Source organism: Rhodovulum viride (assembly GCF_003265965.1).
GTDB classification, from domain to species: Bacteria; Pseudomonadota; Alphaproteobacteria; order Rhodobacterales; family Rhodobacteraceae; genus Rhodovulum; species Rhodovulum kholense.
The window spans coordinates 166,562-191,530 of the sequence record NZ_MUAV01000005.1 but is presented as its reverse complement, the minus strand read 5'-3'; the positions used below and the strand labels follow the sequence as shown (position 1 = coordinate 191,530).

The window sequence follows — 24,969 nt, the reverse complement described above, 5'->3', positions numbered from 1 at the left end:
GATGACAGGGACACGCGACACGCTGGACCGCCTGCGCGCCCTTCATGCGGGAACGCCACGCGGGGTTGTCCCGCCGGGACCGGCCAAGGCCGGGCCGGGCCGGGCCGATTTCACCACCCATCCGGGCTATCGTCAGGTGGCGGTGGCGCGCAGTGCGGCCGCCGCGCTGGATCTTGCGAACCCGTTCTTCCGCGAAACCGGGGCGGTCGAGGGCACCCGGGTGCGGATCGGCGACCGCTGGATCGAGAATTTCTCGGGCTACGACTACCTCTCGATCAACGGCGATCCGCGTCTGGCGGCGGCGGTCGGCACGGCGGTGGCCGAATTCGGGGTCTCGGCCCGGGCCTCGCGGCTGGTCGGCGGCGATCTCAGCCTGCACCGGAAGCTGGAAACCGGGCTGGCCCGGTTTCTGGGAACCGAGGCGGCGCTGGCCACCGTCTCGGGCCATGCCACCAACCTGGCCGCGATCCGCACCCTGACCGGCCCGGGCGACGTGGTTCTGGTCGACAGCTTTGCCCATAACTCGGTCTTCGAGGGGCTGCGCGCCTCGGGCGCCGATCATGTCTCGGTGCCCCATAACGACTGCGCCTGGCTGGAAGACTGGCTGTCGCGCAACCGCGAGCGTTACGACCGCGTGCTGATCGTGGTCGAGGGGCTTTACTCGATGGATGGCGACATCCCCGATCTGGCCGCTTTGGTGCGCATAAAAGAGCGGTTCGAGGCCTGGCTGATGGTCGACGAGGCGCATTCGGTGGGCGTTCTGGGCGCCACGGGGCGCGGAATCTGCGAAGAGGCCGGGATCGCGCCCGGGCGGGTCGATCTGCTGATGGGGACGCTGTCGAAGACCTTCTGTTCCTGCGGCGGGTTCCTTGCCGGGTCGGAAGCCGTCATCGAGATCCTGCGCCATACCGCGCCGGGCTTTGTCTATTCGGTGGGCCTGTCGGTGCCGAATACCGCCGCGGCGCTGACCGCGCTGGAGATCCTCGAGGCCGAGCCCGAACGGGTGGCCCGGCTCCTGGCGCGTTCGGTCCGGTTTCTGGACCGCGCAAAGGCGGCCGGGCTCGATTGCGGGCTTGGCCAGGGTTACGCCGTTGTGCCGCTGATCGTGGGGGACAGTCTCAAGGCGACGCTGGCCTCGAACAAGGTCTTCGAGGACGGGGTTCAGGCCTTTCCGATCATCGCGCCCGCCGTGCCGAACCAGAAAGCGCGGCTGCGCTTCTTCATCAACGCGGACCATTCCGAAGCCGCCATCGACGCCGCCGTGGCCTCGGCCGCGGCCCGCATCCGGGAGGTCGGCGGTGCCAGCTTCTGAGCCCGTCCTAGCCGCCCGCCGCCTCGTCGGGATCGGGCAGGATCTCGGCCCGGTAATGGGCCATGATCCGGTCAGCGAGTGGCGCGGGCAGCCGTTCGCCAAGCCAGGCGCCAATAATCAGCGGCAGCGGAAAGGCGATGATGGTCCGGCCGCGTTCAAGCCCGCGCGCGACGATCCGCGCGGCGCGACCCGGCGACATCAGCATCGGCGCGGGGCCCTTCTGGCGGTCGGTCATCGGCGTGTCCATGAAGCCCGGAATGACGGCCGTGACCCGGACCCCGCTGCCCTTGAGGCTGCGCCGCAGCGCGGTGGCATAGGCCTGCAACCCCGCCTTGGTGGCGCTGTAGGACAGAAGATCGCCATGCGGCGCGATCGCGGCCAGCGAGCCCACGATGGCGATGCGGCCCCGGCGCCGCGCGCACATGGCGGGCAGCAGCGCCTGCACCGCGTGGATCGTTGCGGTCAGGTTGACGGCAATCACCCGTTCGGCCTGGGCACCCGGCTCGATCCCGTCGCGATTGCCGGTCTTCACCCCTGCATTGGCGATCAGCAGATCGACGGGATGGGCCGCGTCGAACACCTGCAGGCAGCCGGTCAGCGCGGCGGTCTCGGTCAGGGCCACCTCCGCGGTCTGAACCTCGGCGCCGCGCGCACGGGCGGCCTCGGCAGCGGCGGCCAGCCGCGCAGGGTCGCGCCCCATCAGCAGCATGTGGCACCCCGGCGCGGCCAGTTCGGCAGCCAGCGCCCGGCCAAGCCCGCCGCTTGCTCCGGTCAGCACCACGGATCGGATCGGATCGGTCATTGCGGTCTCTCCCCGGCGATGAAGCGGGCCAGCGCCTCGGCGCCCCGCCGCGCGTCGGGCCCGTCGAAGGCACCCGGCACATGGTAATCATGGCGCAGAAACCGGCGAAACCGGTCGGCCTCGGCCGGATCGGGCCGCTCGGGCGCGGTCCAGAAAGCGTCAAGCCCGACACGCGCGGTCAGTCCCGACAGGTCGTAGACGGCGCGGCCCAGCACCTTGACCGGCACACCCTCCAGCAGCGCGGACAGCCCGACCGTGCTGTTGATCGTCACGATGCCCGCAAGCGCGGGGTAAAGCGCCTCGGCCCGCCCGCCGGTAAAGACCGCGACGCGGTCGCCGATTCCGGCGGCCCGGGCCAGCCGCTCCGCGCGCCGGTCCCAGCGCCTGAGCCCGTTGTCGAGCGGGTGTTCCTTGATCGCCAGCAGCGCATCGGAGGGCGCATGGGCCGCGAAAGAGGCCATGATCGCCGCCAGATCCTGCTCCTGCGGGCGGCCGGTGCCATGGTCGCGGATCTGGAAATCGGTATCGAGCTGCAAGGGCACCAGGAAGACCGGCCCGGCATGGGCCGCGATCCGCGCCAGCGCCGCGTCGGTCTGCCGGGCGCGCGCCCGCGCCCGCAGGGCCTTGAGGATCCAGCCGCGCCATTCGGCCCAGGGGCTGTCCAGCGCATAGTGCCGGTAGCGCGGGTAGAAGATCGGCCCGAGCAAGACATTGACCAGATGATAGGCCACGTCGAAACCGGCATAGCGCAGGAAGGACCCCGGCGCGGGGTCGGGCATGGGCAGGTCTGGCCGCGAGCCCTCGGTCGCCGCGAACCGGGCCGGGATCGCCGAGCGGCCGCCGGTGCCCCAGGGCTCGACCGAGATCAGGCCGGGGCGCAGATAGCCCTGCTCGATGACCCATGGCGTGATTCCGCCGGCAACCTTTGCCGCCGAAACAGCGTTAACGTGATATTTACGTCCGTCGCCAAGCATCACGAGATCCGTCGGATCTTCGCGCCGGATGAGGTCGGCAAGGGCCTCGCCGAAGCGCTCTGTCGGCCCGCGATAGGCGATGTAACGACCGCAGCCCGCCCCCCAGTACAGGCGGTCGCCCGGGGCAAGACCAACCCGCAAGACCTCTGCCCCCAGTCGGGCGCAGGCCATTGCAACCTGACGAAAGAACGGCGACGAGGGTCCCTGCAGGAAAACGATCCTCCGGCCAGCCAGCGGAAAACGGGACAGAGACATTGACGGAGTTCCAAAGCCAGTTCGTCGCACCCAGAGGCCTTCGGCCGCAAAAGCACGCGCAGGTTGTGGCACTCGATCCCGAGGCTTGCAAGGGGCGCGTGTTCCTGATGCTGCAGGGCCACCCGTCCGGATTCTGGCGCGATCTGGCCGCCGGGCTCGAAGCGGACGGCCACCGGGTGGTCAAGGTCAATTTCTGCCTCGCCGACCGGATCTTCTGGGGCCGTCGCCCGGCCATCGAGTTTCAGGGCGGGCTGAACCGCTGGCGCCGCTTCGTCTTTCGACTGATCGAACGCGAGGGCGTGACCGACATCCTTTATTACGCCGACCGGCTGCCCTATCACGCCATCGCGCTGGAAGAAGGCCGCAGGCTGCGCCGCCGCTGCTGGGCGATCGAGTTCGGCTATCTGCGCCCTGACTGGCTGACACTGGAGCCCGAGGGGATGGGCGCGCTCTCGACCTTTCCGAAGACCCGCAGCGAGATCGAGGCGCTGGCCGAGGGCGTTGAGGCGCCCGACATGCGCAACCTCTATCCCTTCGGCTTCGGGGTCGAGGCCTTCAACGAGGTCAGCTTTGCGCTGCTGCAAAGCTTCGGGCGGCCGTTCTACCCACTGCATGTGTCCGACCGGCCGCACTGGCCGGTGATCGAATATCTCAGCTGGCTGCCCGGGCTGGTGCGCGGCCGCCACCGCGAACGCGCGGCCGTGGCCCTGACCGAACGGCTTGTCGCCGAGGGCACGCCGTTCAACCTGGTCGCGATGCAGCTGGAGGTCGACTACCAGATCCGCGCCTCGTCGGATTATCCCGACCTGATCTCGTTTCTCGACGAGACGCTGCAATCCTTCGCCGCGACCGCGCCCGCGGACCGGCATCTGGTGGTCAAGCTGCATCCGCTGGACAGCGAGCTTGGGCGCTGGTTCTCGCGCATTCCGCGGCTGGCCCGGCGGCACGGCATCGCCGAGCGGGTGCACGTGATCCGCGGCGGCGATCTGGGGGCGCTGATCGGCGGCTCGCGCGGGGTGGTGCTGGTCAATTCGACGGTCGGCATCCATGCGCTGCGGATGGGTGTGCCGGTCTGCGCCATGGGCCGTGCGGTGTATGACCTGCCGGGCCTGACCCATCGCCGCGGGCTCGACCGGTTCTGGACCGCGCCCGACCCGGTCGACACCGACTATTTCCGAAGCTTCCAGCGGGCGCTGTCTACGATTCAGGTCAAGGGCTCGTTCTACAACCTTGAAGGCCGTGCCGCCGCCATCGCCGAGATGCGCCGCCGCCTCGCGGTCTAGCGGGCCGCGCCGCACGCCAGAGACAACGGCCCGGGCGCGTGCGGACCTGGCCGATCGTCAGGCCCGCTTCTCCGGATGCGCCAGAGCGTAGGCAAGAAAATCGTCCTCGGACAGAGGCTTGGCGAAAAGATATCCTTGGAAGATGTTGCAGCCGATGCCGCGCAGGACCGTGGCCTGTTCGGCCGTTTCGACGCCTTCGACCACGGTAGCGATGCCCAGCGTCTCGGCGATTTCGATGATGGCGCGCACCAGATTGCGCGCACGCATGTCGGTGGCCACCGGACGCACGATCCGCCGGTCCACCTTAAGCGCCTGCGGCGCGATCTCCATCAATCCGATGATCGAGGCATGACCCGACCCGAAATCGTCGATCTCGATGTCGATCCCGGCGTCGCGGATCTGGGCGAGGTGGAAGCGGAAGGCGTCGCTTTCCTCCTCGACAAGGATCGATTCCAAAAGCTCGAAGGTCACCTTGGTGCCGCTGCCGACCATCGAGCGCGCCAGCGACACCACATCCGGGTCGTGCATCCGACCCGAACTGACATTGAAGCTGATCTTGGGCAGCACCAGCCCCTGCGCCCGCCAGCGTTCCAGCGCGCCGCGCGCCTTCTGCATCATGATCCGGTCGATCTCGGCCACGATCCGCAGCTGTTCGGCCACATGCATGAAGGCATCGGGCGCCAGCAAGCCCTTTTCGGGATGGCGCCAGCGCAACAAGGTCTCGGCCCCCACCAGATGCCCGTCCTCGGCCGAGACCTGCGGCTGGAAGAAGGGCACGAATTCGTCGCGCTCCAGCGCCTCGTGCAATTCGGCGCCGATCTCGCGGTCGTTGAGGATGTTCCGGTGCAGATCGGAGGTGAAGAACTCCATCCGGTTCCGCCCGCCCTCCTTGGCGCGGTAAAGTGCGGCATCGGCGAACAGCTGCAGCTCGGCCCCCATCGCGTCGATGTCTTCGGTATGGGCGATGCCGAAGCTGGCGCCGAACCGGCAAAGCCGTCCCTCATAGGTCAACGGGCGGGCCAGCGCGACCTGCACCCGTTCGACCACCTCGCGGGCGTTTTCGGCGCTCATGCCCGGCCCGAGCAGGATCGAGAATTCGTCGCCGCCGATGCGTGCCGCGAAATCGGCGGCGCGCAGGGCCCCGCGCAGCACCTCGGCGACCCGGATCAGCACCCGGTCGCCCGCCTCGTGGCCCAGCGTGTCATTGACATATTTGAAGTGGTCCAGATCGACCCGGATCAACACCGCGTCGTGCGGCCCGTCGCCGGTTCGCGCCGCCTCGATCCGCTCGGCGAGGATCTGGTCGTAGTAGCGGCGGTTGGGCAACCCGGTCAGCCCGTCATGCAGCGCCTGATGCTCGTTCTCGGCCCGCATCGTCTCGGCCAGTTGATGCGCCTGGCGCAACTCCGCCTCGCGCCGCACATCGGCGGTGACGTCATGCAACGCCCCCGCCCAGACGATGGTGCCGTCATCCTGGCGGCGCGGGGCTGCAGCACCCGACAGCCAGACCTGCCCGCGCGCGGGGTGACGGATGCGGAACCGCTGGCTCCAGAGGCTGAGATCGCGGGCGCTCGCATCGGTGCTGTCGGCCACCCGCTGCAGATCCTCCGGATCGACCCGTTTCATGACGTTGCCGTCCAGCATGTCGATCTCTGCCCGGGTCAGGCCCATGATCTCTTCGAACTGCGGGCTGGTATAAGGAAAATCTGTGCTGCCATCGGGCTTGCGGCGAAATTCGTATAGTCCGACCGGCGCAATCAGGGCCACCGAGCGCAGCCGTTCATGGGCCCGGCGCACCTCTTCCGCGGCCTCGGCGGCGCGCCGTTCGACGGCCAGTTTTTCGGTGATGTCGAAGACGTTGCCAAACCAGACAACGATCCCGCCCTCGCGACGGAACGGCAGCGACGAGACCAGGACCCACCGGAACTCGCCCTCGGGCATCCTGACCCGCAGCCGCATCTCGAACGGGGTCAGCCCGCGCCGCGACTTCGAGATCGCCAGGCGCAGATCCTGGATATGATCGGGATCGACCCGTCTGAGAAGCGCCTCTGAATCGGCCTCGATCTCGGCCCGGGTCAGGCCCATCAGCGCGGGCAGCTTGGCGCTGAAATAGGGCAGGTCGAACTGCCCGGCGGGCGTCACGCGAAAGATGAAAAGCGCGCCCGGCGCGTTGTCGGCAAGGGTGTTCAGCCGTTCGCCCGCCAGATGCGCGGCCTCGGCGGCCTCGGCGAGGCGGCGTTCGTTCTCCTTGACGTGGTCGATGCTGACAAGCGCCCCGGCGATCAGGTCGGGCTGGTCGGTCGCGCTGCGGTCGACCCGGCGCGCGACAGTGCGATACCAGTGATAGCTGCCATCGGCATGCCGCAACCGGTGTTCGTGGGTATAGCCGTCCGCCCGGAACTCGAGCAGATCGCGCATCTCCTCGATGGCCGAGTCGCTGTCCTCGGGATGGATCAGACCGCGCCAGCAGCGGTTCTCGGGCGGGAAGGCGTCGGGCGCGTAGCCCAGAAGCCCGTAGGTGCCTTCCGGTATCCAGCCTTCGCCGGTGTCGGGGCAGACGACCCAATGGGCGATGCCGCTGCACAGCGCCGAGGTGCGCAACATCTCTTCGCGGGTCTGCGATTCGGCCCGTGCGGCCTCGGCCTCGGCCAGCGCCTCGGACAGCCGCGCCTCGTTCTGCTTCTGGCGGTCGATGCAGGTATGGGCGCCCGCCATCAGCGGCGGCAGCCCCTCGGCGCGGCGGTCGATGAGCCGCGCCACGGTGCGGTACCAGTGATAGGACCCGTCCTTGTGTCGAATGCGGTGGTCGAAGTCGTAGACCTCGGCCCGGCCCTCGATCACCGCGTCCATCGCGATGGCGGCCGCCGGCAGGTCGTCGGGATGGATGAGGCCGCGCCAGCCCGCATCGTCAGGCACGAAATCGCCGGGCTCGTAGCCCAGTTGCCGGAATCCCTCTTCCGTCATCCAGGCCTCGCCGCGCTCGGCGCAGATCGACCAGGCGCCCATGTCGCCGCAGATCGCGGCGGTGCGCAGCATCTGTTCGCTGGCGCGGGCCTCTTTCCGGGCGGTTTCGGCCGCGGCAAGCGCCTCGGCCAGCCGCGCCTCGTTGGCCTTGATCGCCGTGATCTCGGTCAGGGTGCCGCAGACCATGTCGGGCAGGCCGGACCCCGCACCGTCCAGCCAGCGCGCCTTGGACGCGACCCAGCACCAGCCGTCATCGCCGCGGCGCACCCGGAATTCGGCCGAGAACGCCTCGGTCTCGCGGCGGTAAAGCGCGTCGACGAGGCCCAGCGCCTCGGGCGCGTCGTCGGGATGGATCATGTCCCGGAATTCGGCCGACCCGATCCGGTGCCCGGGCGGGTACCCCAGCATCGCCGCCAGATGCGCATCCGCCCGCACCAGGCCCAGCGCGGGGATCGCATGCCAGGGCACGACATTGCTGTATTCGGTGGAGACCCTGAGGATCGTGGCCTGAAGGTGAAGCTTGCCGCGCGCCGCCTCGGCCTCGTCGCGGGCCCGGCGCGCGGCCTCAAGCGCGCGGGCCAGGTCCTGTTCGTGGGTCTTGCGGGCGGTGATGTCGCGGCTGATGCCGCAGACCAGCGGCGGCAGGCCGACCTCGGCCAGCGGCACCAGCCGGGCGGTCGTTTCGTGCCAGCGCCAGCTGCCATCGGCGGTGCGCATCCGGGAATCGATGTGCAGAAGCTCGCATTCCCCCGCCAGGAGCGCCTCGAGCGCGGCGTGCGCGGCCCCCGCATCGTCGGGATGGATCACCTCGCGGAACCCGATCCGGCTGGTATCGATGCTGCCCGCCCGATACCCCAGCGACCGGAAACAGGCATCGCTGAGCCAGTAGGTCCCGGTGGCCGGGTCAAAGGTCCAGTGCCCGAACCCCGCACCCTCGGTGGCGATCCGCATCAGACCTTCGGTCTTCGCGGCCTCGGTTCGGGCGCGGCGCGCCTCGAAGAGAGCCTGCTGAAGCCGGGCCTCGTGGTCCTTGAAATGGGTCACGTCCGACAGGCTGCCGCACAGAATGGTCCGGCGGCCCGGCGTGGCAACGATCCGGCGGGTGGTCGCCTCGACCCAGAGATACCTGCCGTCGCGATGACGCAGGCGGCAGTCGATCCGCACGCTTTCGACGCCGCCCCGGATCAGCTGCGCCGCCACCGCGCGCATCGCCGGGCGGTCTTCGGGATGCAGCCGCGCCCGCAGCCAGGACGAGTCGAGGGCGACCTCGCCCGGGGCAAATCCCAAAAGCGCCGGAACCCCGTCGGCGACCCAGATCCGGCGCCGGGCGGGATCGAGATACCATTGCGCGAAGCCCGCCGCCTCGGCCGCGCGCTGCAGCACCTCATGGTGGCGCGACATGCCCGGCGGCAGCCAGGCGGCAACCTCGACGCCGGACTCGATCCCCGCGTCGTCGTCTTCTCTGGCACGCGGATCAGCCCCGGCGCCGCAGAGCCCGACCGGTTCGGCCTGCACCAGCACGGCGCTGGCGATCCCCGAAAGCCGGGTCAGCGAACAGTCGAGCAGCCGGAACCGTCCGGTCCCGGTCAGGAACCCGCCCCGATAGCGGACCCGGGCGCGCCCCTCGCGCAAAAGCGTGGCGCGCGCGCCTTGCAGGCGCCGGGCGCAGCGTTCGGGCAGCAGCGCATCGTCGCCAAGCCCGGCCCAGTCCGCCGCCGGACGTTCGAGCAGCGCCGCAGCGGCGGCATTCGCCGCAAGGACCTGACCATCGGCGCCGGTGGCCCAGGCGGGTACGGCCAGCGCGGCCACAAGATCGGCCAGCCGGGCACGGAGCGCCGCCGGGCCCACGGAGCTCCCGGCGCGGCGCAGGGTCATGCGGGGATCGCGCTCCTTGCTCATGCGACCGGCCATCGGGGCGGCCATCCGCGTGCCGCAGGTGCCATGGGCAGCCCGGCCGGGCCGGGCCGGTCAGGACGGCCCGCCTGCGCCGCGGGTGCGATCCCCCCGGCGGCGATGCCGGGGACCGCGCCCCGAAGCCCCGGCCGCTCGGGATCGGCCAGGGGCGCGATCGGCCCGGGGACCCGGCCCGACGCTTCGGAGGACAGGTCCCCGCGACGGAGGTCGTGCCCCGCACGGACAGCGTGCGGATCCCGCGCCATCTGCCGGACGCGCAAGGCGAGGTCGGGGGCAGTGGAGCGACGCGCCCGCAATGGGGCAGGAGGGGGCCAGGCGATCTTCGGACAAGTCGGACCGTCGGTCCGCTCGGTTTCGCCCACTACCGGTGCTGCCAAAGGGGCGCGACCGGAAAGAGCCGGACCGCATCGGGTCGGCGCGCGGGGGACCGGCACCGCACAGCGCGGGGATCGGCCCACCGAGACGGAGTTTGGCATGGCACTCTCCAACGGCGTGACTCCGATACCTTCCCTTACGTAATCCCGTCGTGCCACTCTGGCTTTGACGCCTGAAGGTGCCGTTAAGCGGAACGATGTCGTGCAGATGTCGGTCTCTGTTCAATATCAAGACTTTCGCTCAAAGACCGGCGATTGAAGCCGCCAGAACGAAAAAAGAACATGGAACCGCCCCAATAAGGCCCGATCCGGTCCAGCGAACGAAACCGGCATCCGGGCGTTGAGTGACCGGGTCCGGTACGAATCGCGACCCGTCAAGCGCAACCGCAAGCCGAGAGGTCCCCATGGCCCGAACCGAAGACTACACCCATGACGGGCCCAGCGCGCTGCGCGAGGCACCGGTCTCGACCATCCTCGACGCGGTCGAGCAGGCTGCGCGGGGCGACCGCGTGACCGTGCGCCACCTGTTCGAGGCGCTGGGCTCCGGGTCGTTCCTGCCGCTGATGATGGTGCCGGCGCTCGCGGTGGTCTCGCCGCTGAGCGGGATTCCCGGATTTTCCAGCTTTTGCGGCCTCGCGATCGCGCTGGTCGCCGGGCAGATGGTGATCGGCAAGCGCCATCTCTGGGCGCCCGGCTGGCTGATGCAACGCGAGATCCGGGCCAAGCGGGCGCGCAACGCCGTCGACTGGCTGCGCCGCCCGGCGCGCTGGCTGGAATGGGCGGCGCGGCCGCGGCTGCGGTTTCTGGTGACGCCGCCTCTGGTCAAGATGCTGCAGGCGCTGTGCCTGCTGGCGGGGCTCTCGATGCCGTTTCTGGAACTGGTACCGTTCAGTTCGTCGCTGCTGGGGGCGGCTGTGGTGACCCTGTCGGTGGCAATGCTGGCCCGCGACGGCCTGCTGGCGCTGATCGGCCTTGCGCCCTTCGCCGTGGCAGGGGCCGTGATCGCGGGTGTTCTGGGCTGAAACGCCGATCCGTTTCGGGACCGGGCGGAAAACGAAAAGGCGGGCCGAAGCCCGCCTTTCGCCAATCAGTTCTGAGCCTCGCGCGCCTCTTGCGAAATCGCGCCGCCGGCCTTCTCGATATCCTGGCCTGCGCCCTCGACGGTTTCGCAGGCAGCAACCCCGAGAAGCGCAGCCGCGGACAGGCAGAAAACAACGATACGGGTCATGGAACCTCCTGTTTCAATTACGGAAAGCCAACGCCTCTCATGCCGTTAGGGTTCCCTGCGATCAGCTTATTCTGCCGCTTCTTCGGACTCGGGCTCGTCTTCCTCCTCGGTCGAGGCCGGCAGCGGCCGGAAGGTCAGGTGCACCTCGTAACGGTCGGGCTCGGAATGAGCCTCGAACTCGGCATCGAGCTGCGCCGCGAAGGACGAGATCAGCTGCCGGCCCATGCCCGAACTTTCCGTCACGCCCGGCTCGTCCGCAGGCTCGGGGTCCTCGCTGCGGGAATTGACCACGCTCAGGCAAACCCGGCCATCGTCCAGCATCTGCAATGCCATGGTGATCCAGGCAGGCCCGCCCGAGGGTGGCGGCCGGCAATACTTGACGGCGTTGATCGCGGCCTCGGTCGCCAGCAGCGACAGCGGCACCGACTGGTCGGGATTGACCTCGACCGGGCTGAACTGGGTCGCGATCTTGACGCTCTTGTCGGTGCCGTCGATATCGCCGACCACGACCAGCTGGCGGATGATGTCGTCAAGCAGACGGTCGGCGCGGACCATCGACAGCTTGCGCGCCATGTAGAGATAGCGGTGGATCGCGGCCAGCGCCATCACCCGGTCCTGCACCCGTTTCAGCAGCCGCCGCGCCTCGGCGCTGCGGGCGTTGCGGATCTGCATGTTCATGATCGAGGTGATGAGCTGGAGGTTGTTCTTGACCCTGTGATGGACCTCCTTCAGCAGGATCGTCTTCTCGGCCAGATCCTCTTCCAGCGCGCGGTCCTGTTCCGCCAGCCGCCGGGTCATGCTGCGAAATGCTTCGGCCACGACCTCAAGTTCATGCGGGGCATGATCGAGCCGGGCATGGGCGAAATCCGTGTGCCCGCTGGCGTAAAGCCGCATCCAGCTTTGCAGCCGCTTGATATGCCGGATCACCAGCCGGTGGACCGCGAAATAGGCCACCACGATGCCCGCCCCCCACATCAGGATCGGGAAATACAGGGCCATGGTCCGGCCCGCCGTCGGCACCAGGCTGTTGCGCCCGGGCGCCCAGCTGCCCATCACGAAGACGCGGTCGTCGATCACCGGAACCACGGCGAAATCGCGGATCTCTCCCAGCCGGTTCGTGCCGCGGAACGACTGCCGCCCCTCGGCCGCAAGCAGATCGAGCGTGCGGTTGCGCGGCAGAACCTCTTCGAAGGACTCGGGCGTCGCGCTGTCCTCCAGCCGCCCGACGTCAGTGCCGTCATCCCGCTTGGCCGCTTCGGCGGTCAGGAACTCGCCCTCGCGGTCGAAGACCAGCAGATCGACCTCGGCGCCGCCATCGTCCAGCGTATAATAGGCCGCCGCATAGGGGATCGAGATCACCACGAAGCCCCGCAGGTCGGAGGCCTCGTAGACCGGCACGCTGACACGGACCACCCGCGCCCCCCGCAGCGGCACGCTCAGCCGGGTGTCGACGCGCGGCTGCGGATCGCGCAGCAGGTTCAGGAAATAGGATTCGTCCAGAATCCGCCGCCGCTCGCCGGTCGAGGAACAGGTGATCTGGCCCTCGGTATCGACGAAGCCCGCGAAAAGATAGATCGGACTGTCCTTGACCAGCCGCGCCAGCACCGAGTCGCAGGAAACGCCCCCGCCCTCGAAAAGCACATTCGCCGCCGCCACGGTCCGGGCGGCACCGAAGGCTTCCTGGATCAGCGCCTGGGTCCGCGAGGCGGCGCGCTGGGTCCGGTCCATCAACGCCACCCCGGACAACCGCTCGGTCTCGCGCAGAACATTCGAGGTCTGCGAGACCGAGATCAGCCCCAGCGGCAGCATGGCCACCGTCAGCGCCCCGATCAGCCAGAGGGCAAGACTCTTGGTCAGGCGACGCGCGGAGATCCGCGCCTTGAGAGTGTCGGTCATGCGAGCCGCTTGGACGACAGACCCGCCAGGGTCACCGGATCGGTCATCGACAGATCGTCGGTATCGTTCAGATGCATCAGCTCGGCCAGTCGCACCCGCGCCCGGTTCACCCGGCTCTTGATGGTGCCGACGGCGCAGCCGCAGGTGGCCGCCGCCTCTTCGTAGGAAAAGCCCTCGGCCCCCACCAGGATCAGCGCCTCGCGCTGTTCGTCGGGCAGCTTGGCGAAGGCGACCTTGAAGTCCTCCATCGCCAGACGGCCGTCATGATGCGGCTTTTCCGACAGATGCGCGGCCAGCGCGCCATCCGGGTCCTCGACCTCGCGGCGTCGCTTGCGGTGCATCGAATAATAGGTGTTGCGCAGGATGGTGAACAGCCAGGCCCGCAGGTTGGTGCCGGCCTCGAACTTGTCGAAATTGGCCCAGGCCTTCACGATGGCGTCCTGCACCAGGTCATCGGCCGTGGCGGCGTTGCGGGTCAGGCTGAGCGCGAAGGCCCGCATCGCCGGGAGGTGGGTCACCAGTTCTTCCCTGGGATCCGACACCGCACTCACTTAGTGTCACCGTTATTTGCCTTGGCCACGTCTTCGCCATCGCCGCGCAGCTGTTCCAGCAGCTTGAGAAACCGGTCGGGGACCTGTTCCTCGACGGCTTGCGCATAGACGCGCCGCAAGTTTTCGTCGATCTGCTCTTGCATATGACCCCTACGGTCCTTCTTTGCCATTCCGGTCGGCCCGCCCTAACTCTCAGACTGCGGAACCAAACGCGCCGTCGCGACGTTCGGTTCCCATGAACAACAGTTTTTTCGAGGTCGCGCATGACGCATCCAAATCCCTCTGAAGATCTTTCCCGGGTGATCGGGGCGGAACTTCCCTATCTCAGACGCTACGCGCGGGCGCTGACCGGCAGCCAGACCAGCGGCGACGCCTATGCGATCGCGACGCTCGAGGCGATCCTTGCAGATCGCGGGATCTTCGAACAGGGCCTGCCGCCCAAGGTCTCCCTGTTCAAGGCGTTCTACGGCATCTGGTCGTCGTCTGGCGGACGGATCGGCGAACCCGAACCGGTCTCGGGCATCGAGGCGCGGGCGCAATCCCGGCTGGCGTCCCTGACGCGCAATACGCGCGAGGCGCTTTTGCTGCATTCCATCGAGGGCTTCACCAATGACGAGGTGGGCGCCGTGATGGGCATTCCGGGCGACGAAGCCGCCGCCCTGATCGGCATCGCGCGGGACGAGATGGCCCGCAGCATCGCCGGGCGTGTGCTGGTCATCGAGGACGAGGCGATCATCGCCATCGACATCTCGGCCATCGTCCAGGGTCTGGGCCACGAGGTCACCGGCATCGGCCGGACCCGGCGCGGCGCGGTCGATCTGGCGAAACAGACGCCGCCGGACCTGATCCTCGCCGACATCCAGCTGGCCGACAAATCCTCGGGCATCGACGCGGTGAACGACATCCTTGCCGAGCTGGGCGACCGGCCGGTGGTGTTCATCACCGCCTTCCCCGAACGGCTGCTGACCGGCGAGCGGCCGGAACCCGCCTTCCTGATCTCGAAACCCTATACCGAGGATCAGGTGCGCTCGGCCGTCAGCCAGGCGATGTTCTTCTCGAGCACCGAAACGCTCGGCGCCTGACCTGCCTCGCGGCGGAGCACCCGGTGCATCCGCTGCGACTGACCTGAAACAATCGACCCCGCCGGGATCGCCGACGGGGTCTTTCGTGCCGCCCGCGCGGGCCCGCGGGCGGCGTGCAGTCTTCAGTGTCTTCATCTTAGGGCATGCGACCCCGCAGCGCCCGCGCCACCAGCGCGACGACGAAGAGAACGAGGAAGACGAAGAACAGGATCTGTGCGATCCCGGCCGAGGCCGATGCGATGCCCCCGAACCCGAAGGCGGCGGCGATCAGGGCGACGACAAGAAAAACGAGTGCCCAATACAGCATTTCAAGGCTCCTTTCATGTCCGGTTGTGCTGACCCAACGTCGCCGGGGCCGAGTGGTTCCCGGCCTGTACAGGGGGTCTCTCGCAAGCGTGATCGCGCCGCGACCGGACGGAACCCTGTCCGGCGCGGCGGCGTTTCTTGCGCGTATGCGATACCAAGCAACCGAAAGGAGGCCGTCATGGCACAATCGGCTCAGGCACGGAACGGCAGCGCCAGCGTTCAGGATCTCGAGGTCCAGATCGACGCGCTGAAGGACGACATCGCCCAGATCGCCCGCACGCTGGGGGATCTGAGCGCGGCCAAGAAGAACGACATGCGCGATACGGTGCAGAACCGCGCGGCGGCGCTGCGCGACCGCGGCGAGGCCACGGTCGCCGAGATGCAGAGCCGCGGGATGGAAATGGGCGAACAGGCGGCCGATGCGGTCCGCCGCCAGCCCGCCGCGGCGATGGGCATCGCCGTGGGCCTCGGCTTTCTCGTCGGGCTGATGACGGGTCGCCGCTGATGTTCTCGCTGCCCCTCGACGAAGCCGAACGCCGGGCGCGAGCCTTTTCGCACCGGCTGGCGCTCGGCACCGCGGGCAGCCTCTGCGCGGGCGTCGGCGCCGCCTTCCTGACAGGGGCGGCGTGGCTTGTGCTCAGCGCCGGTCATGGCGCGGTCTTCGCCGCCACCGTGATCGGCGCGGCCTATCTGGGGGTGGGGCTGATCTTCTGGGGTCTCAGCCTGCGCCGGAGCCCGCCTGCGCGACCCGCAGCCCCGGCCGATCCTTACACGCCCTTCGTGCACATGGCGGAAGGCTTTGCGGCCGGGCTGGAAGCCGGCCGCGCCGCGCGTGCGCCTAACGGCGATGCGCGGCACTAAACCCGGCTGCGTTCAGGACGCGGCCGGGCCGACCCAGCGATTGGCATGGCCCATCTTGCGGCCCGCGCGGGTTTCGGTCTTGCCGTAGAGATGCAGCGCGACCTTCGGATCGGCGGCCAGATCGGGCAGGCGGTCCATGTCGTCGCCGATCAGGTTTTCCATCACGATGTCGGAATGGCGCGCCCCGTCGCCCAGCGGCCAGCCCGCAACGGCACGGATATGCTGTTCGAACTGGTCGATGACACAGCCGTTCTGGGTCCAGTGCCCGGAATTATGCACCCGGGGCGCGATCTCGTTGACGATCAGACCGGCTTTCGTCACGAAAAGCTCGACCCCCATTACCCCCACATAATCGAGCGCATTCAGGATGCGCCCCGCCAGCAGCACCGCATCGGTGCGCTGCGCGACGGTCAGCGGCGCGGGCACGGTCGTTGTGCGCAGGATGCCGTCGCGATGGACGTTGGCGCCCGGGTCGAAACAGGCGACCTCGCCCGAGGCGCCCCGCGCCGCGATCACCGAAATCTCGGACGAAAACTCCACGAAACCCTCGAAGATCGCCGGCGCGCCGCTCATGTCGGCCAGCGCCGCCGGGCCGTCCTCGGGACCCATGATGCGGGCCTGCCCCTTGCCGTCATAACCGAAACGGCGGGTCTTCAGGATGCCGGGCACGCCGATCTCGTCCAGCGCCTCGGCCAGATCGACCTCGTCATCGACCGCGGCGAAGGGCGCGGTCGCCAGCCCAAGCCCGTTCAGGAAGGATTTCTCGACCAGCCGGTCCTGGCTGACGGCCAGCGCCTTCCGGCCCGGGCGGATCGGCACGACGGCCTCGATGGCATCGAGCGCGGCGGTGGGGATGTTCTCGAATTCGTAGGTAACGACATCGACCGAGCCGGCGAACCGCGCCAGCGCCGCCGTGTCCTCGTAGGACGCGGTCGTCACATGGGCCGCGACCTGACCGGCGGGCGGCTCGGGTGCGGGTTCGAAGACATGACAGCGAAAGCCCAGCCGCGAGGCCGCGACCGACAGCATCCGGCCAAGCTGGCCGCCGCCGAGAATGCCGATGGTGGCGCCGGGGGCGAGAGGGGCGGCGGCGCGAGGTTCACTCATCGGCCGGAACCTCGGGGATCGAGGCCGACAGATCGGCGCGCCAGCGGTCGAGCCGGTCGGCCAGAGCGGGATCGTTCAGCGCGAGGATGCCCGCAGCCATCAGCCCGGCATTGGCGGCCCCCGCCGCGCCGATGGCCATGGTCGCGACCGGAAAGCCCTTGGGCATCTGCAGGATGGAATAAAGGCTGTCGACGCCCGACAGCGCCCGGGTCTGGACCGGCACGCCGATCACCGGCACCCGCGTCTTCGACGCCATCATGCCCGGCAGATGGGCCGCGCCGCCCGCGCCCGCGATGATGACCTGCAAACCCCGCTCGACCGCGGTCTTGCCATAGGTCCAGAGCCGGTCGGGCGTCCGGTGGGCCGAGACGATGCGCGCCTCGTGGGGCACCTCCAGCGCGTCCAGGATGTCGGCTGCCTCTTTCATGGTGGACCAGTCCGACTGGCTGCCCATGATGATGCCCACTTTCACGTCGCCCATGCGGTACGGCCCCCTCGTTTCGCGAGCGGGCACTATAACCGTGCGCGACGGCGACGCAATGCGGCTAGGCGATGATGTCCGGCGTCAGCTGATCTTCGATCAGCGCGATGCGGTCCTTCAGGGCCAGCTTCTGCTTTTTCAGCCGCTTGAGGGTCAGGCTGTCGCCGGTCCCCTTCTCCTGAAGCGCGTGAATCGCGTCGTCGAGATCCCGGTGCTCGCGCCGCAGGACCTCCAGTTTGACGCGCAAGACCTCGTCCGAATTCATCTCGCTGGCGATGTTCATCTGGTTCCCGGGGCTGAGTCGATGCGGTTCCTTGAAGTGTTAACATAGCCATTTAATGCCCTTGCGGGAAGCCGCCCCGGTTCCCATATCCTGGGTCGGACCGCCGCGGATGCGGGGTCCCGGAACTTACAGGTCGCTTGTTCAAGGACTTGCCCAATGACGAAACTCACCCTCGGTTCGTATCCCTTCCTTCTGGGATTCGAGCAACTCGAACGCCTTGTCGAGCGGACCGCCAAATCCGGCAACGAAGGCTACCCGCCCTTCAACATCGAACAGACCTCGGAAACCGGCTACCGGATCACGCTGGCCGTCGCGGGCTTTCGCGACGAGGACATGGCGATCACCGTCGAGGACCGGCAACTGGTGATCCGCGGCCGTCAGGTCGAGGACTGCGCCGAGCGCGTGTTCCTGCATCGCGGCATCGCGGCCCGGCAGTTCCAGCGCAGCTTCGTGCTGGCCGACGGGGTCGAGGTGACGGGGGCGACCATGGAAAACGGTCTTCTGCATGTCGATCTGAACCGGGCGGTACCGGACAGCGTTGTCCAGACGATCCGGATTTCCAGAGCGTGAGGTAAACGGTCATGAACGAGAAATACGATCTTCTGCCCGAAGGCGGCGAGCGCATCGTCTATGTGCGGCCGGTCAAGGTCGCCGACCTGCCCGAAGAGGTGCAGCGTCAGGCCCTGGGACTGGACGAGCTTTACGCCGTCCACGACGTCAATGGCGACCGTCTTGCGCTGGTGCGGGACCGCAAGCTCGCCTTTCAGCTGGCACGCCAGAACGACCTGGCGCCGGTCAACGTCCACTGACGCCGCCGCGGCCCCCGGGGGCCGCCGCGCTCAGCCGGACTGGGCGCAAACCTGGGCGCGGAAATGCGCCGCGGCCTGGTCGAACAGCCGGTCGCGGATGGCGGGCGGTTCCATCATCATCTCGTGGCGCCCGTCCTCGATCAGCTCGAGCCGTCCACCCGGCCAGTCGGCCATGCGCCGCCGGATCGCGGCCGAATCGACGATCCGTTCGCGCCCGCCAAGGAAGGTCAGGGCCGGCACCGCCGGAGAGGGCTGCCGCGCCAGCCAGGCCGCCTCGGACAGCGCCTCGCCCAGCCATGTCAGCGTCGGCCCCGCGATGGAAAGATCGGGATGCGCCGTCAGCTGGCGGCGCAGCATCTCGTACATCTCGCGGTCTCCGGTCAGATCGTTCGTCTCGAAGGGCGTGGCCAGCACATAGGTCGTGCCCCCGGTACCGGGCACCCGGACCGGCCCGAGCCCCAGCCGGGGCGCAAGCCCGGTCAGCGCCCAGGCCAGGGGCGCGATCGCGGCACTGATGCGAATGCCCCACATCGGTGCCGAAAAGACTGCCGTCGCCACGTCGAGCCCCTCGATCAGCGCACGCAATCCGATGGCGCCGCCCATCGAATGGGCCAGCATGTGATAGGGCCGGGGCAGGCCCAGCGCCTCGGCGGCCTTGCGCACCGCCCGCACATCGGCCTGGAAATCCGCGAACCGCGCGACATGGCCCAACGAGCGGTTCGCAAGCGTCCGGTCGGCCAATCCCTGCCCGCGCCAGTCGATGACCAGCGTGGCAAAGCCGCGGGCCTGAAGGGCAGCCGCCGCAGCGCCGTATTTCTCGGCATATTCGGTGCGGCCGCAAAACAGCAGAACGGTGCCAGCCGGCGCCTCGCGGCCCCAGACACCGATCCGGATCCGCACCCCGTCCTCGGTCCGCAGCCAGAAGGCGCGGCCGCCCTCGGGGCCACCCGCCACCTCCGCGTAAAGCGGCGCCTCGTCCATTGCGATCAGGTGAAGATCTGGGCCAGCTGCATCGCCTTGCCCATGTCGCCCTCGATCTTGAGCTTGCCGGTCATGAAGGCCGTGGTCGGGTTCAGCTCGCCCTCCATCATCGCCCGGAAGGTCTCGAGACTGGCCGACAGCGTCACATCCGCCTCGGCATCGCCCGCATGGGCGCCGTCGGAATCGACGATGATGTCGCCGGTATCCTCGATGGCGAACTTGGCAACGCCATTGAAGCCGCCCGACAATTTGGCGTTCAGGGCCTCGACGGCCTTGTCCAGCGTGTCGCTCATTCGGGATCCTCCGATTTGTGATTGCGGGGCATGTCGCCTTTTCCGCCTGTTGCGCTATTCTGGGGGACGTTATGGCCAAAACGCTGCGCATTCTCAATCTTGCCTTGGCGGTATTTTCCGCGGCAGCGCTGTTCGCTGAGCGGGGCCTTGCCGATTCCGCCCGCGCCGACGAGCTGCTGGAGGAGTTGCAGCTGCCCGACCTGCCGAACTGGCAGCGGGTCGAGGATGCGCTTTGGACCGAATGGTCGAAATCGGGGTCGGCCTCGATGGACCTTCTGCTGAAGCGCGGGCGCGATGCCATCGAGGCCGAGGCCTTCGGCACCGCCATCGAGCATCTGACCGCGCTGGTCGATCATGCCCCCGATTTCGCCGAAGCCTACAATTCGCGGGCGCTGGCCTATTACCGGTCGGGGCTTTACGGGCCCGCTCTGTCCGACCTGGCCCATACGCTGGAGCTGAACCCCCGCCATTTCGGCGCGCTGACCGGGCTTGGCACCATCCTCGAAGAGACCGGGCACGACGCGGCGGCGCTGGGCGCCTATCGCGCCGCCCATGCTATACATCCCCACGATCCTGACCTAGAAGAGGCCGTGCACCGGCTCGAGATCGTCACCTCCGGCCGGACCCTCTGAACGACGGGCGAAGGGGCTGAAGGATGACAGCGCAGTCGAGGATCACCGCGGTCCTCGGGCCCACCAATACCGGCAAGACCCATTACGCGATCGAGCGGATGCTGGCGCACCGTACCGGTGTGATCGGCCTGCCTCTGCGCCTGCTCGCGCGCGAGGTCTATGACCGGATCGTCGCGCTGCGGGGGCCGTCGGTGGTGGCGCTCGTCACCGGCGAGGAACGGATCGTGCCCGACCGCACCCAGTACTGGGTGGCGACCGTCGAGGCGATGCCCGAGGCCACCGGCGCCGATTTCCTGGCCATCGACGAGATCCAGCTTTGCGCCGATCCCGAACGCGGCCATGTCTTCACCGACCGGCTGCTGCATGCCCGCGGCCAGCACGAAACGCTGTTTCTGGGCGCCGACACCATGCGCAACGCCATCGCCGCGATGGTCCCGAAGGTCCAGTTCATGCGGCGCGAGCGGTTCTCCGAACTGGTCTATGCCGGGTCGAAAAAGATCAGCCGGATGCCGCCCCGCTCGGCCATCGTCGGCTTTTCGGTCGAGAACGTCTATGCCATCGCCGAGCTGATCCGGCGCCAGAAGGGCGGCTGCGCCGTGGTGATGGGGGCGCTCTCGCCCCGGACCCGCAACGCCCAGGTCGAACTCTACCAGAATGGCGACGTCGATTATCTGGTCGCGACCGACGCCATCGGCATGGGGCTCAACCTCGACATCAAGCATGTGGCCTTCTCGGCGCTCGACAAGTTCGACGGCCGCCGGATGCGGCCGCTCTGGCCGAACGAGCTGGCACAGATCGCGGGCCGGGCCGGGCGACATACCCAGGCCGGCAGCTTCGGCGTCACCGGCGAGGCGCGGCCGCTGCCCGACGAGGTGGCCGAAGCCATCGTCGAGAACCGGTTCGACCCGGTCGCCCGGCTGCAATGGCGCAATTCCAGGCTCGACTTCGGAACACCGGAGCGGCTGATTGCCGCGCTCGAGACACACGCAGAGGGCGATTGGCTGACCCGGGTGCGGGAATCGGACGACCTGCAGGCCCTCAAATCGCTCTCGGGGCTGCCCGATCTTCGCGCCCGGATCCGCGATTCCCGGGACGTGAAACTTCTTTGGGATGTCTGCCGAATACCGGATTTCCGGGGGATTTCGGCCGCCGAACATGCCGGTCTGCTGGAACGGATCTTCGGCTTTCTGCACGGGGCGGGCCGGGTCCCGGACGACTGGATGGCGCGACAGGTCAAGCGCATCGACCGGACAGATGGCGACATTGACACGTTGTCGAAACGTCTGGCCTATATCCGCACCTGGACGTATGTCGCCCAGCGCACGGGGTGGGTCGCCGACGAACCGCATTGGCGCGAACAGACGCGCGCGGTAGAGGACCGCCTGTCGGACGCGCTGCACGGCGCATTGACGCAAAGATTCGTAGACCGGCGGACCTCCGTTCTGCTCCGCCGGTTGAAACAGAAGGAGAGCCTTGTGGCCGAGGTGAACGACAAGGGTGAGGTGACGGTCGAGGGGCAATTCGTCGGCCGTCTGGAGGGCTTCCGCTTCCGTCAGGATGCGTCCGCCAGCCCCGATGAAGCCAAGACCCTGCGCCAGGCGGCGCTGGTGGCGCTGGCTCCCGAATTCCACCTGCGCGCCGACCGCTTCTACAACGCGCCCGATACCGAGCTCGATTTCACCGAGCAGGGCGGGCTGATGTGGGGCGCGCATGCGGTGGGCAAGCTGGTGGCGGGTGCCGATCCGCTGAAGCCGGGCATCGACGCCTTCGTCGACGAGGAGGCCGGGCCCGACGTGATCGAGAAGGTTCGTCGGCGGCTGCAGCATTTCATCGACCGCCGGGTCGCGACCCTGTTCGAGCCGCTGCTGAACCTGCAGCGCGACGAGACGCTGACCGGGCTGACCCGGGGCTTTGCCTTCCGCATCGTCGAGGCGATGGGCGTTCTGGCGCGGGACGGCGTGGCCCAGGAGGTCAAGGAACTGGACCAGGAGGCCCGCGCCGCGCTGCGCAAGCACGGGATCCGCTTCGGCCAGTTCACGATCTTCATGCCGCTCTTGCTGAAGCCCGCGCCCACCCGTCTGCGGCTGGTGCTGTGGTCGCTGGCGCGCAATCTGGACGAATTCCCCGAAAGCCCGCCGCCCGGGCTGGTGACGATCCCGGTGGTTCCCGGTGTGACCGAAGAGGTCTACCGGCTGGCGGGCTATCGCCCGGCCGGCACCCGCGCGATCCGGATCGACATGCTGGAACGGCTGGCCGATCAGCTTCGGTCGGAAGACACCCGGGGCGGTTTCGAAGCCAAGGCCGACATGCTGTCGATCACCGGCACCACGCTCGAGCAGTTCGCCGATCTGATGCAGGGCCTCGGCTACCGCGCCGAAAAGGGCGAGCGGCCCAAGGTCAAGGCGGCACCCGCCGCCGAGGCTCCGGCCAAGGATGCGCCTACGGAGGCGGCTGCCGATGCGGCGGCCGATCAGCCTGTCGACGCGACGCCCGAGGCGGCCTCTTCCGAGGCCGCGACAGAGCCGATGCCCGATGCAGCGCCCGACTCCCCCGCGCCCGACGCCAACGCCGATTCCGTGGCGGACACCGGGGCCGATTGTGCGGTGGATGCCGAGCCCGAGACCGCGGCTGAACCGGCGACCGAAACAGAGGCCGCACCCGCAGAGGACGCCGAGATGGAGGTGTTCTACACCTTCACCTGGGCGCCCCGGCGGCGGCCCGGCGGCGGGCGTCAGCGCGGCGATGGCGCGCAGGGCGGTCAGGACCGTGGTCAAGACCGCGGACAGGGCGACGGCCCGCGCGGCCGTGGCGGCAAGGGCGGCGGCGGCAAGCATGGCGGCAAGGGTGGCAAGCATGGCGGCGGTGGCAAGCCGGGCGGCAAGGGCGGCCCGCGCCATGACGGACCCAAGACCTTCGAGGCCCGCCCGCCCCGCAAGGAAAAGCCCATCGATCCCGACAACCCCTTCGCCGCCGCGCTGATGGGGCTGAAGACCAAGAAGTAGCCCCGCGTGACCGAAGCCCCGCGTCCGACCCTCCGTCTGGACAAGTGGCTCTGGCAGGCCCGCTTCTTCAAGACGCGCACGCTGGCCACCAAACTGGTGGCCGGTGCCCATGTGCGCGTGAACGGCGCCAAGACCGACAAGCCCGCCGCGCAGATCGGCCCCGGCGACACGCTGACCTTTCCCCAGGGCCACCAGATCCGCGTGGTCCGGGTGCTGGCGCTGGGCGAGCGCCGCGGCCCCGCGACCGAGGCGCGCACCCTCTACGAGGACTTGACCCCGATCAAGGAAACGCCGCCCGCAACGCCTAAATACGAGGGTGGAGGCCGTCCGACGAAGAAACAGCGCCGCGACCTTGACCGAAGCCGCAAACCGCCGCTTGAATGATCGGCAGTCGTGGTTTAGGTCCACCCAGATCGGAAAATCGAGAGTTCGCCCATGACTTACGTCGTCACCGACAACTGCATTGCCTGCAAGTATACCGACTGTGTCGAGGTCTGCCCCGTGGATTGCTTCTACGAGGGCGAGAACATGCTGGTGATTCATCCCGACGAGTGCATCGACTGCGGCGTGTGCGAACCGGAATGCCCGGCCGACGCGATCCGGCCCGATACCGAACCCGACATGGACGAATGGGTCGAGTTCAACCGAAAATACGCCGAGGTCTGGCCCTGCATCATCACGCGCAAGGACCCGCTGCCCGAAGCCGAGGCACGCGACGGCGAAGACGGCAAACGGGCCAAGTATTTCTCGGAAACGCCCGGCGTCGGGGGCTGACGGGACGCCGTTAACCCCTGCCGCCCACAGCTTAAGCGGGAAATTGCCCGCACATTCATGCGCTTGCCCCAACGGAACCAGCATGCCGCTTTCCGTGGGGCGTTTTTTGTGTTATGCTTCCTTTACAAATGGCAGACCGAATCTTCAAACCACACGCAGAATCCGCCTTCTGCGGGGTGGTTTTTCAGCGCCAAGGGAAATGGATAAGCCGGGCATCGCGAGGTCCGGACCTTTTCTTGTCGTTGCCCCTGCGGTCCATGCGAGGAAGTGCTGTATGACCAAGACCAAGAAATCCGAGTTCCGCCCCAACGATTACGTGGTCTACCCCGCTCATGGCGTGGGCAAGATCGTGTCGATCGAGGAGCAGGAAATCGCTGGCATCCCGCTCGAGCTTTTCGTCATCTCCTTCGAGAAAGACAAGATGACCCTGCGCGTGCCGACCAACAAGGCGACCGAGGTGGGCATGCGCTCGCTCTCGACGCCCGATGTGGTGTCGAAGGCGATGGCAACCCTGAAGGGCAAGGCCAAGGTCAAGCGGGCCATGTGGTCGCGCCGCGCCCAGGAATACGAACAGAAGATCAATTCGGGCGACCTGATCTCGATCGCCGAGGTCGTGCGCGACCTGCACCGCGCCGACGACCAGCGCGAGCAGAGCTATTCCGAACGCCAGCTGTACGAAGCCGCGCTGGAACGTCTGACCCGCGAAGTCGCGGCCGTGTCCGGCATGGACGAGGTTGGCGCGCAGAAGCAGGTCGACGAGGTTCTGGTGTCGCGCGCAGCCTGACGCCGCCGCACGCCAAGCCCA

The 24,969-nt window shown here is 68.2% G+C and carries 26 protein-coding genes; 13 read left to right on the top strand and 13 right to left on the bottom strand.

Features of this window, described 5'->3' with window-relative positions:
- Position 1: 1 nt before the first annotated feature.
- Positions 2-1,312, top strand: coding sequence for an aminotransferase class I/II-fold pyridoxal phosphate-dependent enzyme (locus BYZ73_RS06135; protein WP_181497976.1), 1,311 nt, complete (start codon positions 2-4; stop codon positions 1,310-1,312).
- Between the two features lie 7 nt (positions 1,313-1,319).
- Here BYZ73_RS06135 and BYZ73_RS06130 read toward each other — a convergent pair whose 3' ends face one another.
- Together BYZ73_RS06130 and BYZ73_RS06125 are read right to left on the bottom strand one after the other, a co-directional pair.
- Positions 1,320-2,114 carry an SDR family NAD(P)-dependent oxidoreductase gene (locus BYZ73_RS06130; RefSeq protein WP_112315281.1) on the bottom strand — a complete coding sequence of 265 codons (795 nt, stop codon included), beginning with the start codon at positions 2,112-2,114 and terminating at the stop codon, positions 1,320-1,322.
- A complete protein-coding gene (locus BYZ73_RS06125; protein ID WP_181497975.1) occupies positions 2,111-3,229 on the bottom strand; it encodes a capsular polysaccharide export protein, LipB/KpsS family in 1,119 nt (372 codons plus the stop codon). The genes BYZ73_RS06130 and BYZ73_RS06125 overlap by 4 nt, the downstream gene beginning before the upstream one ends.
- 113 nt (positions 3,230-3,342) lie before the next feature.
- Between BYZ73_RS06125 and BYZ73_RS06120 the strand changes: the two genes are divergently transcribed.
- Positions 3,343-4,626, top strand: coding sequence for a capsule biosynthesis protein (locus BYZ73_RS06120; RefSeq protein WP_146176245.1), 1,284 nt, complete (start codon positions 3,343-3,345; stop codon positions 4,624-4,626).
- 57 nt (positions 4,627-4,683) lie between these two features.
- Here the strand turns inward: BYZ73_RS06120 and BYZ73_RS06115 are convergent, their stop codons facing one another.
- Positions 4,684-9,465 (bottom strand): PAS domain-containing protein, encoded by a 4,782-nt coding sequence (locus BYZ73_RS06115; protein ID WP_181497974.1) that lies wholly within the window; start codon positions 9,463-9,465, stop codon positions 4,684-4,686.
- Positions 9,466-10,282: 817 nt separating this feature from the next.
- On the opposite strand from BYZ73_RS06115, the gene BYZ73_RS06110 reads away from it, so the two are divergent.
- Positions 10,283-10,900, top strand: a complete 618-nt coding sequence (locus BYZ73_RS06110; RefSeq protein ID WP_112315278.1) for an exopolysaccharide biosynthesis protein — start codon at positions 10,283-10,285, stop codon at positions 10,898-10,900.
- Positions 10,901-10,965: 65 nt separating this feature from the next.
- Here BYZ73_RS06110 and BYZ73_RS06105 read toward each other — a convergent pair whose 3' ends face one another.
- The 4 genes from BYZ73_RS06105 to BYZ73_RS06090 form a co-directional block, all read right to left on the bottom strand.
- Positions 10,966-11,106 (bottom strand): entericidin A/B family lipoprotein, encoded by a 141-nt coding sequence (locus BYZ73_RS06105; protein WP_075784054.1) that lies wholly within the window; start codon positions 11,104-11,106, stop codon positions 10,966-10,968.
- A 66-nt stretch (positions 11,107-11,172) separates the two neighbouring features.
- Positions 11,173-13,002 (bottom strand): sensor histidine kinase, encoded by a 1,830-nt coding sequence (locus tag BYZ73_RS06100; protein ID WP_112315277.1) that lies wholly within the window; start codon positions 13,000-13,002, stop codon positions 11,173-11,175.
- Positions 12,999-13,502 (bottom strand): RNA polymerase sigma factor, encoded by a 504-nt coding sequence (locus BYZ73_RS06095; protein ID WP_245895608.1) that lies wholly within the window; start codon positions 13,500-13,502, stop codon positions 12,999-13,001. Before BYZ73_RS06095 ends, BYZ73_RS06100 begins: the two co-directional genes overlap by 4 nt.
- 47 nt (positions 13,503-13,549) lie before the next feature.
- Positions 13,550-13,696, bottom strand: coding sequence for a NepR family anti-sigma factor (locus tag BYZ73_RS06090; RefSeq protein WP_337248276.1), 147 nt, complete (start codon positions 13,694-13,696; stop codon positions 13,550-13,552).
- Between the two features lie 120 nt (positions 13,697-13,816).
- Between BYZ73_RS06090 and BYZ73_RS06085 the strand changes: the two genes are divergently transcribed.
- Complete coding sequence (locus BYZ73_RS06085) at positions 13,817-14,635, top strand: response regulator (protein WP_112315276.1); 819 nt, start codon at positions 13,817-13,819, stop codon at positions 14,633-14,635.
- 136 nt (positions 14,636-14,771) lie between these two features.
- Here the strand turns inward: BYZ73_RS06085 and BYZ73_RS06080 are convergent, their stop codons facing one another.
- The gene (locus BYZ73_RS06080) at positions 14,772-14,942 is read right to left on the bottom strand and encodes a DUF1328 domain-containing protein (protein WP_042459606.1); all 171 of its coding nucleotides are present in this window, start codon (positions 14,940-14,942) and stop codon (positions 14,772-14,774) included.
- 177 nt (positions 14,943-15,119) lie between these two features.
- On the opposite strand from BYZ73_RS06080, the gene BYZ73_RS06075 reads away from it, so the two are divergent.
- Both BYZ73_RS06075 and BYZ73_RS06070 read left to right on the top strand, forming a co-directional pair.
- Positions 15,120-15,446 carry an ElaB/YgaM/YqjD family protein gene (locus BYZ73_RS06075; protein WP_108025861.1) on the top strand — a complete coding sequence of 109 codons (327 nt, stop codon included), beginning with the start codon at positions 15,120-15,122 and terminating at the stop codon, positions 15,444-15,446.
- Complete coding sequence (locus BYZ73_RS06070; protein ID WP_075784060.1) at positions 15,446-15,802, top strand: hypothetical protein; 357 nt, start codon at positions 15,446-15,448, stop codon at positions 15,800-15,802. Before BYZ73_RS06075 ends, BYZ73_RS06070 begins: the two co-directional genes overlap by 1 nt.
- Before the next feature lie 12 nt (positions 15,803-15,814).
- Here BYZ73_RS06070 and BYZ73_RS06065 read toward each other — a convergent pair whose 3' ends face one another.
- From BYZ73_RS06065 to BYZ73_RS06055, 3 genes are all read right to left on the bottom strand, one after another.
- Positions 15,815-16,909 (bottom strand): 5-(carboxyamino)imidazole ribonucleotide synthase, encoded by a 1,095-nt coding sequence (locus BYZ73_RS06065; RefSeq protein ID WP_112315275.1) that lies wholly within the window; start codon positions 16,907-16,909, stop codon positions 15,815-15,817.
- Positions 16,902-17,390, bottom strand: coding sequence for a 5-(carboxyamino)imidazole ribonucleotide mutase (gene purE, locus BYZ73_RS06060; protein WP_112315274.1), 489 nt, complete (start codon positions 17,388-17,390; stop codon positions 16,902-16,904). The genes BYZ73_RS06065 and purE overlap by 8 nt, the downstream gene beginning before the upstream one ends.
- Before the next feature lie 64 nt (positions 17,391-17,454).
- Positions 17,455-17,673, bottom strand: coding sequence for a YdcH family protein (locus BYZ73_RS06055; protein ID WP_075784063.1), 219 nt, complete (start codon positions 17,671-17,673; stop codon positions 17,455-17,457).
- Between the two features lie 156 nt (positions 17,674-17,829).
- Here BYZ73_RS06055 and BYZ73_RS06050 point away from each other — a divergent pair, with 156 nt between their 5' ends.
- The gene (locus BYZ73_RS06050) at positions 17,830-18,243 is read left to right on the top strand and encodes an Hsp20 family protein (RefSeq protein WP_108025855.1); all 414 of its coding nucleotides are present in this window, start codon (positions 17,830-17,832) and stop codon (positions 18,241-18,243) included.
- A gap of 11 nt (positions 18,244-18,254) precedes the next feature.
- Positions 18,255-18,482, top strand: a complete 228-nt coding sequence (locus BYZ73_RS06045) for a DUF1150 family protein (RefSeq protein ID WP_075784065.1) — start codon at positions 18,255-18,257, stop codon at positions 18,480-18,482.
- 30 nt (positions 18,483-18,512) lie between these two features.
- Here BYZ73_RS06045 and BYZ73_RS06040 read toward each other — a convergent pair whose 3' ends face one another.
- Both BYZ73_RS06040 and BYZ73_RS06035 read right to left on the bottom strand, forming a co-directional pair.
- A complete protein-coding gene (locus BYZ73_RS06040; RefSeq protein WP_108025853.1) occupies positions 18,513-19,463 on the bottom strand; it encodes an alpha/beta fold hydrolase in 951 nt (316 codons plus the stop codon).
- A gap of 5 nt (positions 19,464-19,468) precedes the next feature.
- A complete protein-coding gene (locus BYZ73_RS06035; RefSeq protein WP_108025851.1) occupies positions 19,469-19,756 on the bottom strand; it encodes an SCP2 sterol-binding domain-containing protein in 288 nt (95 codons plus the stop codon).
- A gap of 104 nt (positions 19,757-19,860) precedes the next feature.
- Between BYZ73_RS06035 and BYZ73_RS06030 the strand changes: the two genes are divergently transcribed.
- The 5 genes from BYZ73_RS06030 to BYZ73_RS06010 all read left to right on the top strand — a co-directional run bounded on the left by BYZ73_RS06030 (position 19,861) and on the right by BYZ73_RS06010 (position 24,948).
- Complete coding sequence (locus BYZ73_RS06030) at positions 19,861-20,388, top strand: tetratricopeptide repeat protein (RefSeq protein WP_342768191.1); 528 nt, start codon at positions 19,861-19,863, stop codon at positions 20,386-20,388.
- 23 nt (positions 20,389-20,411) lie between these two features.
- The gene (locus BYZ73_RS06025) at positions 20,412-23,390 is read left to right on the top strand and encodes a helicase-related protein (RefSeq protein ID WP_112315273.1); all 2,979 of its coding nucleotides are present in this window, start codon (positions 20,412-20,414) and stop codon (positions 23,388-23,390) included.
- Positions 23,391-23,396: 6 nt separating this feature from the next.
- The gene (locus BYZ73_RS06020) at positions 23,397-23,774 is read left to right on the top strand and encodes an RNA-binding S4 domain-containing protein (RefSeq protein WP_112315272.1); all 378 of its coding nucleotides are present in this window, start codon (positions 23,397-23,399) and stop codon (positions 23,772-23,774) included.
- A 51-nt stretch (positions 23,775-23,825) separates the two neighbouring features.
- Complete coding sequence (gene fdxA / locus BYZ73_RS06015; protein WP_108025846.1) at positions 23,826-24,164, top strand: ferredoxin FdxA; 339 nt, start codon at positions 23,826-23,828, stop codon at positions 24,162-24,164.
- Positions 24,165-24,438: 274 nt separating this feature from the next.
- On the top strand, positions 24,439-24,948 hold the full coding sequence (locus BYZ73_RS06010; protein ID WP_075784071.1) for a CarD family transcriptional regulator: 510 nt from the start codon (positions 24,439-24,441) through the stop codon (positions 24,946-24,948).
- The last annotated feature ends 21 nt before the right edge of the window (positions 24,949-24,969 follow it).

What these genes read in the sequence shown, in the direction of transcription:
- BYZ73_RS06135 (WP_181497976.1), top strand. Translation starts at nt 2, where the DNA reads ATGACAGGGACACGCGACACGCTGGACCGCCTGCGCGCCCTTCATGCG.
- BYZ73_RS06130 (WP_112315281.1), bottom strand. Translation starts at nt 2,114, where the DNA reads ATGACCGATCCGATCCGATCCGTGGTGCTGACCGGAGCAAGCGGCGGG.
- BYZ73_RS06115 (WP_181497974.1), bottom strand. Translation starts at nt 9,465, where the DNA reads ATGACCCTGCGCCGCGCCGGGAGCTCCGTGGGCCCGGCGGCGCTCCGT.
- BYZ73_RS06110 (WP_112315278.1), top strand. Translation starts at nt 10,283, where the DNA reads ATGGCCCGAACCGAAGACTACACCCATGACGGGCCCAGCGCGCTGCGC.
- BYZ73_RS06105 (WP_075784054.1), bottom strand. Translation starts at nt 11,106, where the DNA reads ATGACCCGTATCGTTGTTTTCTGCCTGTCCGCGGCTGCGCTTCTCGGG.
- BYZ73_RS06100 (WP_112315277.1), bottom strand. Translation starts at nt 13,002, where the DNA reads ATGACCGACACTCTCAAGGCGCGGATCTCCGCGCGTCGCCTGACCAAG.
- BYZ73_RS06095 (WP_245895608.1), bottom strand. Translation starts at nt 13,502, where the DNA reads ATGCGGGCCTTCGCGCTCAGCCTGACCCGCAACGCCGCCACGGCCGAT.
- BYZ73_RS06090 (WP_337248276.1), bottom strand. Translation starts at nt 13,696, where the DNA reads ATGCAAGAGCAGATCGACGAAAACTTGCGGCGCGTCTATGCGCAAGCC.
- BYZ73_RS06085 (WP_112315276.1), top strand. Translation starts at nt 13,817, where the DNA reads ATGACGCATCCAAATCCCTCTGAAGATCTTTCCCGGGTGATCGGGGCG.
- BYZ73_RS06080 (WP_042459606.1), bottom strand. Translation starts at nt 14,942, where the DNA reads ATGCTGTATTGGGCACTCGTTTTTCTTGTCGTCGCCCTGATCGCCGCC.
- BYZ73_RS06075 (WP_108025861.1), top strand. Translation starts at nt 15,120, where the DNA reads ATGGCACAATCGGCTCAGGCACGGAACGGCAGCGCCAGCGTTCAGGAT.
- BYZ73_RS06070 (WP_075784060.1), top strand. Translation starts at nt 15,446, where the DNA reads ATGTTCTCGCTGCCCCTCGACGAAGCCGAACGCCGGGCGCGAGCCTTT.
- BYZ73_RS06065 (WP_112315275.1), bottom strand. Translation starts at nt 16,909, where the DNA reads ATGAGTGAACCTCGCGCCGCCGCCCCTCTCGCCCCCGGCGCCACCATC.
- purE (WP_112315274.1), bottom strand. Translation starts at nt 17,390, where the DNA reads ATGGGCGACGTGAAAGTGGGCATCATCATGGGCAGCCAGTCGGACTGG.
- BYZ73_RS06055 (WP_075784063.1), bottom strand. Translation starts at nt 17,673, where the DNA reads ATGAACATCGCCAGCGAGATGAATTCGGACGAGGTCTTGCGCGTCAAA.
- BYZ73_RS06050 (WP_108025855.1), top strand. Translation starts at nt 17,830, where the DNA reads ATGACGAAACTCACCCTCGGTTCGTATCCCTTCCTTCTGGGATTCGAG.
- BYZ73_RS06045 (WP_075784065.1), top strand. Translation starts at nt 18,255, where the DNA reads ATGAACGAGAAATACGATCTTCTGCCCGAAGGCGGCGAGCGCATCGTC.
- BYZ73_RS06040 (WP_108025853.1), bottom strand. Translation starts at nt 19,463, where the DNA reads ATGGACGAGGCGCCGCTTTACGCGGAGGTGGCGGGTGGCCCCGAGGGC.
- BYZ73_RS06035 (WP_108025851.1), bottom strand. Translation starts at nt 19,756, where the DNA reads ATGAGCGACACGCTGGACAAGGCCGTCGAGGCCCTGAACGCCAAATTG.
- BYZ73_RS06025 (WP_112315273.1), top strand. Translation starts at nt 20,412, where the DNA reads ATGACAGCGCAGTCGAGGATCACCGCGGTCCTCGGGCCCACCAATACC.
- fdxA (WP_108025846.1), top strand. Translation starts at nt 23,826, where the DNA reads ATGACTTACGTCGTCACCGACAACTGCATTGCCTGCAAGTATACCGAC.
- BYZ73_RS06010 (WP_075784071.1), top strand. Translation starts at nt 24,439, where the DNA reads ATGACCAAGACCAAGAAATCCGAGTTCCGCCCCAACGATTACGTGGTC.